Genomic DNA, 12961 nt, shown 5'->3' on the forward strand with positions numbered 1-12961 from the left:
CCAGACATCGGAGCCCGAAGACGCATGCCGCACACTAAAGATGAATTACCCGACGTGCTGTATAGCGCCGCCCAGGTGCGAGCACTCGACGCGAGCCTGATCGCCGCCGGCACGGCGGGCTTCGAATTAATGCAGCGCGCGGCGCGGGCGACGTGGCGGGCGCTGGTGCGGCAATGGCCGACGGCAAACGAGCTGAGCGTGCTTGTCGGACATGGCAACAACGCAGGCGACGGGTACCTGGTGGCCGTACTGGCCCAGCGTGCCGGTTGGTCGGTGCGGGTGCTGGCGGTGGGCGATCCGCAGCGCTTACAGGGTGATGCGGCGTCGGCCCATGCCGAGGCGGTGTCTGAACATGTGCTCATCGAGCCCTGGACGGCACAATCCGGATTGCGCGGCATTGTAGTGGATGCTTTGCTTGGCACCGGTCTGAGCGGTGACGTGCGTGACCCCTATGTCAGCGCCATCGCCGCGATCAATGCCAGCGGACTGCCGGTAGTGGCGGTGGATATTCCGTCAGGGTTGTGCGCGGATACGGGCCGTATCCTTGGTCATGCAGTGCATGCCGACCTGACGGTCACGTTCATTGGCTTGAAGGTGGGGTTGTTCACCGGTGATGCCGCGGATGCGATGGGTGAGTTGGTGTTCAACGATCTGCAGGCTGATCCGCAGTTGCTGAACGGTACTGCGTTCACGGCTCGGCGCTTGTGTATCGCTAACCTACCGCGTCTGGTGTCCCGGGCACCGGCATCCCACAAAGGCAAGTTCGGCCATGTGCTGCTCATTGGCGGTGATCGCGGTTACGGTGGGGCAATTTTGCTGAGTGCACAAAGTGCTCTGCGCAGCGGTGCGGGCATGGTTTCGCTATCCACCCGTCCGGAACATGTTTCGCCAGCGCTTTCTCGAATTCCGGAAGCCATGGTGCTGGGCACGTCGTCGGCCAATCAACTGATGGGGTTGCTTGAGAAGGTATCGGTGCTGGTGGTCGGGCCGGGCCTGGGTCAGACAGGGTGGGGGCGCAGCCTGCTGTCGGCTGCGGCCAATGCGCCTTTGCCGCAAGTCTGGGATGCCGATGCCTTGAATCTGTTGGCGGGTGGACAGGTCGATCTGCCCAAGGGTTGCGTGATTACCCCGCATCCGGGGGAGGCGGCACGTTTGCTTGGGGTGAGCACTGCCGACGTTCAGTCTGACCGTCCCGCCGCAGCCCATGCATTGAGTAAAAAATATACAGCTGTCGTCGTCCTGAAAGGTGCCGGCAGCCTGATCGCCCATCCCGATGGACGTCTGGCGCTGTGTCATCAGGGGCACCCGGCCATGGCCACCGCCGGTTTGGGCGACGTGCTGGCCGGTTTGCTCGGCGCATTGCTGGCCCAGGGCATGGAGCCGTTCGACGCGGCCTGCCTGGCGGTCTGGCTGCACGCCAATGCCGGCGAGCAACAAGGAAAATTGGGCCGTGGGCTGGCGGCCAGTGATCTGATCCCAGCCATTCGTCAGTTGTTGGAGGAGCAAGCACCGTGTCTGAAGTAACCCTGTACCTGGCCGATGAACAGGCCATGAGCGACTTTGGCGCACGCATTGCCCGAATCACCCAAGGCCATGGCCTGATCTTCCTTGAGGGCAACCTGGGGATGGGCAAAACCACGTTGTCCCGAGGCATCATTCGCGGTCTGGGGCATGTCGGGGCAGTCAAAAGCCCGACCTTCACCCTGGTCGAACCCTACGAGATCGGCGACATTCGCGCCTTCCATTTTGATTTGTACCGTCTGGTTGATCCGGAAGAGCTAGAGTTCCTCGGTATCCGCGACTACTTCGAAGACGATGCCCTGTGTCTGATCGAATGGCCCGATAAAGGTGCAGGCTTTTTGCCAAAGCCTGACCTGACCATTACCATTAGCCCGCAAGACAGCGGGCGTTCGCTGAAAATTTTATCCCAGGGCTCGCGTGGCGAGGCCTGGTGTGCCGCTTTGGCATTGGAATCCAAATAGATGATGGGGTTAGGTATGCGCTTTCGCGCGTTGGTGGCTGCCGTAGGGGTGTTGTTCTTGGCGGTGACCGTCGACGCTGTGGCCGATTCGAAGGTCAACAGTGTTCGTCTGTGGCGGGCACCGGACAACACGCGACTGGTGTTTGACCTGACCGGCCCGGTGCAACACAGCGTCTTTACCCTGACGGCTCCGGACCGCCTGGTCATCGACATCAATGGCGCGACCCTCGGTGCGCCGCTCAACGTCAACACCTCGAACACCCCGATTACCGCCATGCGCTCGGCCCAGCGCACGCCGACGGACCTGCGGGTGGTCATCGACCTGAAAAAGGCCGTGACGCCGAAAAGCTTCTCCCTGGCGCCGAACGCTCAGTACGGTAACCGATTGGTGGTCGACCTGTTCGATAACGCCGCAGACGCCGCGCCACCGCCTGCGCCGACACCGTCGGTCGCCACGGTGCCTGCCGTGCCGGTCACGCCTGCGGAGCCTGCAATCAAATTGCCGCCAGCCCCGGCCGGCAAACGCGACATCATTGTGGTGATCGACGCCGGTCACGGTGGCGAAGATCCGGGGGCTTCCGGCTCCCGAGGCCAGCGCGAGAAAGACGTGGTGCTGCAGATTGCCCGCGAAACCCAACGCCAGGTCAACGGCATGAAAGGTTTCCGTGCCGAACTGACCCGTACCGGCGACTACTTCATTCCGTTGCGCGGCCGTACCGAAATCGCCCGCAAGAAAGGCGCCGACCTTTTCGTCTCAATCCACGCCGACGCCGCGCCTTCTGCCGCCGCTTTCGGTGCCTCGGTATTTGCCCTGTCCGATCGCGGCGCAACTTCCGAGACCGCCCGTTGGCTGGCCGACAGCGAAAACCGTTCCGACCTGATCGGCGGTGCCGGTAATGTCAGCCTCGATGACAAAGACCGCATGCTCGCCGGCGTGCTGCTCGATTTGTCGATGACGGCATCCCTGACCTCCAGTCTGAACGTTGGCCAGAAAGTCTTGAGCAACATCGGTCGGGTCACGCCACTGCACAAACAACGGGTTGAGCAGGCCGGGTTCATGGTACTGAAGTCGCCTGATATCCCGTCGATCCTGGTGGAAACCGGGTTCATCTCCAACGCCAACGAAGCCTCGAAGCTTGCTGCGTCAAGCCATCAACAGGCGCTGGCGCGTTCGATCAGCAGCGGCGTGCGCCAGTTCTTCCAGCAGAACCCGCCGCCAGGCACTTACATTGCCTGGCTGCGTGATTCCGGAAAAATCGCCCAAGGTCCACGTGACCATCGGGTAAACCCTGGCGAGACGCTGGCGATGATCGCCGTTCGTTATCAGGTTGCGCCGGCCACCCTGCGCAGCGCCAACAACCTGTCGAGCGATGAACTCAAGGTTGGTCAACACTTGACCATTCCGGGCACTGAACTGGCGGCCAAAGAATGAATCAGGTTGTGAACAACAGCGCTCGCATCGAGCTGCTCAGCCCGCGGCTGGCGAACCAGATTGCCGCGGGTGAGGTGGTCGAGCGCCCGGCTTCGGTGATCAAGGAACTGCTGGAAAACAGCCTCGACTCCGGCGCCAAACGCATCGACGTCGATGTGGAGCAGGGCGGCGTCAAGCTGCTGCGGGTGCGCGACGATGGCAGTGGCATTTCCGCCGATGACCTGCCGTTGGCCCTGGCCCGTCACGCCACCAGCAAGATCCGCAACCTGGAAGACCTCGAGCAGGTCATGAGCCTGGGGTTTCGCGGCGAGGCCCTGGCATCGATCAGCTCCGTCGCGCGCCTGACCTTGACCTCCCGCACCCGCGACGCCGATCAGGCGTGGCAGGTCGAGACCGAGGGCCGTGACATGGCGCCCCGTGTGCAACCTGCGGCCCACCCGGTGGGCACTTCGGTTGAAGTGCGCGACCTGTTTTTCAACACGCCGGCGCGGCGCAAGTTTCTCAAGACCGAAAAAACCGAATTCGATCACCTGCAAGAAGTGATCAGGCGCTTGGCCCTGGCGCGCTTCGATGTGGCGTTCCATCTGCGCCATAACGGCAAGACCATCCTCAGCCTGCACGAGGCCCATGATGATGCGGCCCGTGCCCGGCGCGTGGCAGCGATCTGCGGTCCGGGTTTCCTGGAGCAGGCACTGCCGATCGAAATCGAGCGCAACGGCCTGCATCTATGGGGCTGGGTCGGCCTGCCGACCTTCAACCGCAGCCAGGCCGACTTGCAGTATTTCTTCGTCAATGGCCGTGCCGTGCGCGACAAACTGGTGGCCCACGCGGTACGCCAGGCCTATCGCGACGTGCTGTTCAATGGTCGGCACCCGACCTTCGTGCTGTTTTTCGAAGTCGATCCGACCGGCGTCGATGTCAACGTGCACCCGACCAAGCACGAAGTGCGCTTCCGTGAAGGGCGCATGGTTCACGACTTCCTCTACGGCACCTTGCATCGCGCCTTGGGCGATGTGCGCCCCGACGATCAACTGGCGGCGCCGGTTGCCACGGCCATCGTCCGGCCTACCGGCCTCGAAGCCGGTGAATTCGGACCCCAGGGCGAAATGCGCCTGGCCGCCAATGCGCTGCTGGAACAGCCTCAGGCTCAGCCGTCGTTCAATGCGCCGGCGGGTTCGGGGGCTGGCGCGGGTTATCAATATCAATACACGCCGCGACCGCAGTCCGGTGCGCCTGTCGCCGAAGCGCAGGCCGCCTATCGCGAGTTTTTTGCACCGCTGCCCGAGGCCAATGCCGTCGCGCTGCCGGCCGGGCAGGACGACATCCCGCCGCTCGGTTATGCGCTGGCACAACTCAAGGGCATCTACATTCTTTCGGAAAACGCTCAGGGCCTGGTGCTGGTGGACATGCACGCCGCCCACGAGCGGATCATGTATGAGCGTCTGAAGGTGGCGATGGCCAGTGAGGGCCTGAGCGGCCAGCCGTTGCTGGTGCCGGAGTCCCTGGCCGTCAGCCAGCGTGAAGCCGATTGCGCCGAGGAGCATGTCGCCTGGTTCCAGCGCCTGGGCTTTGAATTACAGCGTCTGGGCCCGGAAACCCTGGCGATACGGCAGATTCCGGCACTGCTCAAGCAGGCCGAAGCCAACCGGCTGGTCGCTGATGTCCTGGCTGATCTGATGGAGTTCGGCACCAGCGACCGCATTCAGGCGCACCTGAACGAATTGCTCGGGACCATGGCCTGCCACGGCGCGGTTCGTGCGAATCGGCGGTTGGCCCTGCCGGAAATGAACGGTCTGCTGCGTGATATGGAAAACACCGAGCGCAGTGGTCAATGCAACCATGGCCGACCGACCTGGACCCAACTGGGCCTGGACGATCTGGACAAACTGTTCTTGCGCGGTCGTTGATGAGCCAGTTCCCACCTGCGATTTTCCTGATGGGCCCGACCGCCGCCGGCAAGACCGACCTGGCCATCGAGCTCACCAAGGTCCTGCCTTGCGAGTTGATCAGTGTCGATTCGGCGCTGGTGTACCGTGGCATGGACATTGGCACCGCCAAGCCTTCCAAAGAGCTGCTGGCGCAATATCCGCATCGTCTGATCGATATTCTCGACCCGGCCGAGAGCTATTCGGCTGCGGATTTCCGCCGTGACGCCCTGGAAGCCATGGCTGATATCACCGCACGGGGAAAAATTCCGCTGCTGGTGGGCGGCACCATGCTCTATTACAAGGCTTTGGTTGAAGGTCTGGCAGATATGCCGGCCGCCGATCCCGAGGTCCGTGCGCAAATCGAAGAAGAGGCTGCGCGCCTTGGCTGGCAAGCCTTGCACGAACAATTGGCGGTGATCGATCCGGAGTCCGCGGCGCGAATACATCCGAACGATCCCCAGCGATTGAGTCGAGCGCTGGAAGTTTATCGTGTCAGCGGTCAAAGCATGACCGCCCTGCGTTTGCAACAATCTGCGCAAAGTACTGAAGCAGCCGCTTCGGGACTGCAACAATTGCCCTATACTGTCGCGAACTTGGCCATTGCTCCGGCAAATCGCCAGGTACTGCACGAGCGAATTAAACAAAGATTCACTTTAATGTTGGAACAGGGATTCATTGACGAGGTCGTAGCCCTGCGTAATAGAGGAGACCTGCATACCGGGTTGCCGTCTATACGTGCAGTAGGCTATCGCCAAGTCTGGGACTACCTGGATGGCAAGCTGACGTCAGCCGAGATGCAGGAGCGTGGGATCATTGCCACGCGCCAATTGGCGAAACGCCAGTTTACCTGGCTGCGCAGTTGGACTGATCTGCATTGGCTGGACAGTCTGGATTGCGACAATCTGCCGCGCGCCTTGAAATACCTTGGGACCATCTCCATATTGAGCTGAGTCCTTGCAATTGCCGTCTATCCTTGGGGGTGTGACGGCCAAAGCCATCTGATTACCTATTTTTTATATTGAATCCTTAAAGGAGTGCGGCACATGTCAAAAGGGCATTCGCTACAAGACCCTTACTTGAATACTTTACGTAAAGAGAAAGTTGGGGTGTCCATCTACCTGGTCAACGGTATCAAGCTGCAAGGCACGATCGAGTCTTTCGACCAGTTCGTTATCCTGCTGAAAAACACCGTCAGCCAGATGGTCTACAAACACGCCATCTCTACAGTGGTGCCGGTTCGTCCAATTCGTCTGCCTAGCGCAACCGAATCCGATGCAGGTGATGCTGAGCCAGGTAACGCCTGATAGGAGTCTCCTTTGTTCTTTGAGCGCCACGGTGGTGGTGAACGAGCCATTCTCGTTCACTTGGATGGTCAGGACCCTGAGGCGCGCGAAGATCCGCAGGAGTTTCAGGAGTTGGCAATTTCGGCTGGCGCCGAGACCGTCGCGTTTTTCAACGTGCCGCGTCATCGGCCAACCGCCAAAACCCTGATCAGCAGCGGCAAGGTCGAAGAGTTGCGCGACCTGGTCCAGGCCGAACAGGTCGATCTGGTGATTTTCAATCACATCCTCACGCCCAGTCAGGAACGTAACCTCGAACGTATTTTCGAGTGTCGCGTGATCGACCGCACGGGTTTGATTCTCGATATTTTCGCCCAACGCGCCCGCACCCATGAAGGCAAGCTCCAGGTCGAACTGGCCCAGCTTGAGCACATGAGTACGCGGCTGGTTCGCGGCTGGACTCACCTTGAACGGCAGAAAGGCGGTATCGGCCTGCGCGGTCCGGGTGAAACCCAGCTGGAAACCGACCGGCGCCTGTTGCGGGTTCGCCTGCGGCAGATCAAGGGGCGCCTGGAAAAGGTCCGCAGCCAGCGTGAACAATCGCGCCGTGGCCGCAAACGGGCTGACATTCCGACGGTTTCGCTGGTGGGTTATACCAACGCCGGCAAATCGACGCTGTTCAACTCGGTGACCGACTCCGACGTCTTTGCGGCTGACCAGTTGTTCGCCACCCTCGACCCGACCTTGCGCCGGCTCGAGCTCGATGACCTCGGCCCGATCGTGCTGGCTGACACCGTGGGCTTCATTCGTCACTTGCCGCACAAGCTGGTCGAGGCATTTCGGGCTACGCTCGAAGAGTCGAGCAACTCCGACCTGTTGCTGCACGTGATCGACTCCCATGAGCCTGAGCGCATGGCCCAGATTGAACAGGTCATGGTGGTGCTCGGAGAGATCGGGGCTCAAGACTTGCCGATCCTGGAGGTCTATAACAAACTCGATTTGCTCGAGGGCGTGGAGCCGCAGATCCAGCGCGATGCCGATGGCAAACCGCAGCGGGTCTGGCTTTCGGCGAAAGATGGCACAGGTCTTGATCTGCTCAAGCAGGCCGTGGCCGAGTTGCTTGGCGATGAATTGTTTGTTGGCACCTTGCGCTTGCCGAACCGATTTGCTCGACTGCGTGCGCAGTTTTTCGAACTCGGTGCGGTACAAAAGGAAGAACACGATGACGAAGGCATCAGCTTGCTGGCCGTTCGTTTGCCACGGGCCGAATTGAATCGGCTGGTGAGTCGCGAAGGTTTGCAACCGATGGAGTTCATCGAGCAACACACTTTGCAATAAAAGCCTGAGAAAGCGGTTGTGCCGTGGTGACAGGCATTCTGTAGCATTGGTCGGCGCGCCGTGGGTGCGTCTTTGCTTTATCAGATGGAGAGCGCTATGGCTTGGAATGAGCCGGGTGGCAACTCGAATAATCAGGATCCTTGGGGTGGCAAGCGTCGTAACAACGGCGACCGCAAGGGGCCACCGGATCTCGACGAGGCCTTCCGAAAGCTGCAGGAAAGCCTGAACGGTTTGTTCGGTGGTGGTAAGAAACGTGGTGGCGACGACGGCGGTGGTCCGGGCAAGAGTGGCGGCTTTGGCGGCCTGCTCGGCATCGGTCTGGTCGTGTTGGCGGCCGTTTGGCTGTACAGCGCGGTCTATGTCGTCGACGAGCAGGAGCAAGCTGTGGTGCTGCGCTTCGGCAAGTACTACGAAACCGTGGGTCCGGGCCTGAACATCTACTTCCCGCCGATCGACAAGAAGTACATGGAGAACGTCACGCGTGAGCGTGCCTACACCAAGCAGGGCCAGATGCTGACCGAAGACGAGAACATCGTCGAAGTGCCGCTGACCGTGCAGTACAAGATCAGCAACCTGCAGGACTTCGTGCTGAGCGTCGATCAGCCGGAAATCAGCCTGCAGCACGCGACCGACAGCGCCTTGCGCCATGTGGTGGGCTCCACCGCGATGGACCAGGTGCTGACCGAAGGTCGTGAGTTGATGGCCAGCGAGATCAAGGAGCGTCTGCAACGCTTCATGGACACGTATCGCACCGGTATCACCGTCACCCAGGTCAACGTTCAGAGCGCAGCGGCACCGCGCGAAGTCCAGGAAGCCTTCGATGACGTGATCCGTGCCCGGGAAGACGAACAGCGTTCGCGCAACCAGGCCGAAACCTATGCCAACGGCGTCGTGCCGGAAGCTCGTGGTCAGGCCCAGCGCATCCTTGAGGATGCCAATGGTTACCGTGACGAGACCGTCTCGCGCGCCAAGGGTGAGGCCGATCGCTTCACCAAGCTGGTCGCCGAGTACCGCAAGGCCCCTGAAGTCACCCGCCAGCGTCTGTATCTGGACACCATGCAGGAAGTCTTCACCAACACCAGCAAGGTTCTCGTGACCGGCAACAAGAACGGCCAGAACAACCTGTTGTACCTGCCTCTGGACAAGATGGTCGAAAGTGGTCGCAGCACCAGCACCCAGGTGAGCAGTGCGGCAGCCACCAGCAATGAAGCGAATGCGCGTGCGGCAGCTGATCTGCAGCAACAGCCAGCACGTACCAGGGAGAGTCGCTGATGAGCAATAAATCGCTGATCGCCCTTATTGTCGGCGTCGTCGTGGCGATCGCTGCCTGGAACTGCTTCTACATCGTGGCTCAGACCGAGCGTGCGGTGTTGCTGCAGTTCGGTCGCGTGGTCCAGGCCGATGTTCAGCCAGGCCTGCACGTGAAAGTGCCTTACGTCAACCAGGTGCGCAAATTCGACGCACGCCTGATGACGCTGGATGCACCGACACAACGCTTCCTGACGCTGGAAAAGAAAGCCGTGATGGTCGATGCCTTCGCCAAGTGGCGCGTGAAGGACGCGGAGCGTTACTACACCGCGACTTCCGGCCTCAAGCAGATCGCCGACGAGCGTCTTTCCCGTCGTCTGGAATCGGGCCTGCGTGACCAGTTCGGTAAGCGCACGTTGCACGAAGTGGTCTCCGGTGAGCGCGATGCGCTGATGGCGGACATTACTGCTTCGTTGAACAAGATGGCTGAAAAAGAGCTGGGCATCGAAGTGGTCGATGTTCGGGTCAAGACCATCGACCTGCCGAAAGAAGTGAACCGCAGTGTGTTCGAGCGTATGAGCACCGAGCGTGAGCGTGAAGCTCGCGAGCACCGCGCCAAGGGTAACGAACTGGCCGAAGGCATCCGTGCCGACGCCGATCGTCAACGCCGCGTGCTGCTGGCTGAAGCCTATCGTGAATCCGAAGAGGTTCGCGGTGATGGCGATGCCCAGGCTGCTGCGATCTACTCCAAGGCCTACGGTCAGGATCAGGAGTTCTACGCGTTCTACCGTAGCCTGCGCGCCTACCGTGAAAGCTTCGCGAACAAATCCGACGTCATGGTCCTTGACCCAAGCAGCGACTTCTTCCATTACCTGGAAAAAGCCAAGCCTTGATACGGCGTTGACCTGAATTATCCCCCGCCGGGCGGCTAAAACCTCTGGCGGGGTGATCCTTTGGGAAAACGTGTGTATGATGCGGCAGCCGGGAAATTCCCGGCTTTTTTGCGTCTGCATGTTTGATTGCTGTGTTCAAGCAGATGCCGGGCCGATTGGCTCGACAGTTTTTCGAGGAAAGTGGTTGGCGAAGCCGGTAGAAGGGCTTTTCGCTCCGTCGCTCATGCGCGTGGTTTGTGCGCAAGCCGACCATTTTCTGCTTCACTCAAGGCTCGCCGACAGGCTGGTCGCCCGGAGATAGGGGAAGGCGTAATGGCAACGGTAGACCGCTGGCTTCTGCCAGATGGCATCGAAGAAGTACTGCCACCGGAAGCTGCGCGTATTGAAGTCGCGCGTCGTCAGGTGTTGGATCTGTTCCAGAGCTGGGGTTACGAGTTTGTCGTGACTCCCCATATCGAGTACCTGGAATCCCTGCTGACCGGCGCGGGCCAGGACCTGGATCTGCGCACCTTCAAGGTCATCGACCCGCAATCGGGCCGTCAGATGGGTTTCCGCGCCGACATCACGCCGCAAGTGGCGCGCATCGATGCGCATACCCTGCGTCGTGAAGGCCCAAGCCGCCTGTGCTATGCCGGTAGTGTCCTGCACGCTCAGCCTCGCGCCCTGTCGTCCTCGCGCAGCCCGATCCAACTGGGTGCCGAGTTGTACGGCGACGGCAGTCCGAGCAGCGACGTCGAAGTCATCAGCCTGATGCTGGCCATGCTGCAACTGGCCGATGTGCCGGATGTGCACATGGACCTCGGTCATGTTGGCATCTATCGCGGCCTGGCCCGTGCGGCCGGTTTGTCCGGTGAAGTCGAGCAGCAGTTGTTCGATGCCTTGCAACGTAAGGCCATCGACGAGGTCATTACCTTGACCGAAGGCTTGCCTGCCGATCTGTCGGGCATGCTGCGGGCGTTGGTCGACCTGTGTGGCGGTCGTGAAGTGCTGGCTGCGGCCCGCGAGCGTCTGGCCAAGGCGCCGGCCCCTGTTCTGGCAGCGCTGGACGACTTGCTGGCGATTGCCGAGCGGCTGTCCGTGCGTTTCCCTGAGCTGCCGCTGTATTTCGACCTGGGCGAGCTGCGTGGCTACCACTACCACACCGGTGTGGTGTTCGCTGTGTTCGTACCGGGTGTTGGCCAGTCCATTGCCCAGGGCGGTCGTTACGACGACATCGGCGCCGACTTCGGTCGCGCCCGTCCGGCGACCGGCTTCTCCACCGATTTGAAAACCCTGGTGACCCTGGGGCGTGCTGAGATCGAGCTACCGTCTGGCGGTATCTGGATGCCTGACAGTACGGATGCGGCACTCTGGCAGCAGGTTTGCCAGTTGCGCAGTGAGGGTCAGCGTGTCGTTCAGGCTTTGCCTGGACAACCTTTGGCCGCCGCCCGTGAAGCGGACTGCGACCGGCAATTGATTCAGCAGAACGGGCTTTGGCAAGTATCGCCACTGGCTTCTTGAGTTTTCCTGCCGGCTGCCGCCGGCACCAAGTTTGCGCGAATGAGGACAAGTGTTATGGGTAAGAATGTCGTAGTCCTGGGCACCCAATGGGGTGATGAGGGCAAAGGCAAGATCGTTGATCTGCTGACCGAACATGCTGCCGCCGTAGTGCGCTACCAGGGTGGCCACAACGCTGGCCACACCCTGGTGATCGACGGTGAGAAGACCGTCTTGCACCTGATTCCGTCGGGCGTGCTGCGCGAAGGCGTGCAGTGCCTGATCGGCAACGGCGTGGTGGTTGCACCTGACGCTCTGCTGCGGGAAATCACCAAGCTGGAAGAGAAGGGTGTACCGGTGCGCGAGCGCCTGCGTATCAGCCCATCCTGCCCGCTGATCCTGTCCTTCCACGTTGCGCTGGACCAGGCTCGTGAAAAGGCCCGTGGCGAGCTGAAGATCGGTACGACCGGTCGTGGCATCGGCCCGGCATACGAAGACAAGGTTGCACGTCGTGGCCTGCGTGTTGGCGACCTGCTCAACATGCCACGCTTTGAAGACAAGTTGCGTGAACTGGTGGATTACCACAACTTCATGCTGGTTGGTTACTACAAAGAGCCAGCCATCGACTTCGACAAGACCCTGGCCGAGTGCAAAGACTACGCTGAGCTGCTCAAGCCGCTGATGCTGGACGTGACTGCCGAGCTGCACGACCTGCGTCGTGCTGGCAAAGACATCATGTTTGAAGGTGCCCAAGGTTCGTTGCTGGACATCGACCACGGTACCTACCCGTACGTGACCAGTTCCAACACCACCGCTGGCGGCGTTGCTACCGGTTCGGGTGTCGGCCCTATGTTCCTGGACTACATCCTGGGCATCACCAAGGCTTACACCACCCGTGTAGGCTCGGGTCCATTCCCGACGGAACTGTTCGACGAAGTCGGCGCGCACCTGGCTAAACAAGGTCACGAGTTCGGCGCGACTACCGGCCGTGCCCGTCGTTGTGGCTGGTTCGACGCCGTTATCCTGCGTCGCGCTATCGATGTGAACAGCATCTCGGGCATCTGCCTGACCAAGCTGGACGTACTCGACGGTCTGGAAACCATCAACATCTGCGTCGGCTACAAAGATGCAGAAGGCAAGGCCGTTGCCCCGACTGATGCTGACAGCTATGTAGGCCTGCAGCCTGTGTACGAAGAAGTGCCGGGCTGGACCGAATCGACCGTGGGTGCCAAAACCCTGGAAGAGCTGCCAGCTAACGCCCGTGCTTACATCAAGCGCGTCGAAGAGCTGATCGGCGCGCCGATCGACATTATTTCGACGGGCCCGGATCGCAACGAAACCATCGTCCTGCGCCATCCGTTTGCTTGATAAGTCGTTGATGTAAA

The 12961-nt window shown here is 60.7% G+C and carries 11 protein-coding genes; all 11 read left to right on the top strand.

The window, feature by feature from the left end:
• Positions 1-24: 24 nt before the first annotated feature.
• The 11 genes from AC1RP7_RS07995 (at position 25) to AC1RP7_RS08045 (ending at position 12944) form a co-directional block, all read left to right on the top strand.
• The gene (locus tag AC1RP7_RS07995) at positions 25-1524 is read left to right on the top strand and encodes an NAD(P)H-hydrate dehydratase (protein ID WP_493181575.1); all 1500 of its coding nucleotides are present in this window, start codon (positions 25-27) and stop codon (positions 1522-1524) included.
• Complete coding sequence (tsaE, locus tag AC1RP7_RS08000) at positions 1512-1982, top strand: tRNA (adenosine(37)-N6)-threonylcarbamoyltransferase complex ATPase subunit type 1 TsaE (RefSeq protein ID WP_007973252.1); 471 nt, start codon at positions 1512-1514, stop codon at positions 1980-1982. Before AC1RP7_RS07995 ends, tsaE begins: the two co-directional genes overlap by 13 nt.
• Entirely contained in the window at positions 1983-3413 is a 1431-nt protein-coding gene (locus tag AC1RP7_RS08005; RefSeq protein WP_150811893.1) for an N-acetylmuramoyl-L-alanine amidase, read from the top strand.
• Positions 3410-5320 (top strand): DNA mismatch repair endonuclease MutL, encoded by a 1911-nt coding sequence (gene mutL, locus AC1RP7_RS08010; protein ID WP_057712243.1) that lies wholly within the window; start codon positions 3410-3412, stop codon positions 5318-5320. The genes AC1RP7_RS08005 and mutL overlap by 4 nt, the downstream gene beginning before the upstream one ends.
• Positions 5320-6291 (top strand): tRNA (adenosine(37)-N6)-dimethylallyltransferase MiaA, encoded by a 972-nt coding sequence (gene miaA / locus AC1RP7_RS08015; RefSeq protein WP_150812098.1) that lies wholly within the window; start codon positions 5320-5322, stop codon positions 6289-6291. Before mutL ends, miaA begins: the two co-directional genes overlap by 1 nt.
• A 93-nt stretch (positions 6292-6384) precedes the next feature.
• Complete coding sequence (hfq, locus tag AC1RP7_RS08020) at positions 6385-6645, top strand: RNA chaperone Hfq (protein WP_003221112.1); 261 nt, start codon at positions 6385-6387, stop codon at positions 6643-6645.
• A 12-nt stretch (positions 6646-6657) separates the two neighbouring features.
• Entirely contained in the window at positions 6658-7959 is a 1302-nt protein-coding gene (hflX, locus tag AC1RP7_RS08025) for a ribosome rescue GTPase HflX (protein WP_057712241.1), read from the top strand.
• A 96-nt stretch (positions 7960-8055) separates the two neighbouring features.
• A complete protein-coding gene (hflK, locus tag AC1RP7_RS08030; protein ID WP_057712240.1) occupies positions 8056-9231 on the top strand; it encodes an FtsH protease activity modulator HflK in 1176 nt (391 codons plus the stop codon).
• On the top strand, positions 9231-10100 hold the full coding sequence (gene hflC / locus AC1RP7_RS08035; RefSeq protein WP_007995015.1) for a protease modulator HflC: 870 nt from the start codon (positions 9231-9233) through the stop codon (positions 10098-10100). Before hflK ends, hflC begins: the two co-directional genes overlap by 1 nt.
• Before the next feature lie 312 nt (positions 10101-10412).
• Entirely contained in the window at positions 10413-11600 is a 1188-nt protein-coding gene (locus AC1RP7_RS08040) for an ATP phosphoribosyltransferase regulatory subunit (RefSeq protein ID WP_007973265.1), read from the top strand.
• Between the two features lie 54 nt (positions 11601-11654).
• The gene (locus tag AC1RP7_RS08045; RefSeq protein ID WP_057712238.1) at positions 11655-12944 is read left to right on the top strand and encodes an adenylosuccinate synthase; all 1290 of its coding nucleotides are present in this window, start codon (positions 11655-11657) and stop codon (positions 12942-12944) included.
• Positions 12945-12961 lie beyond the last annotated feature (17 nt).

The organism is Pseudomonas sp. GW822-FHT01E03, assembly GCF_058802985.1.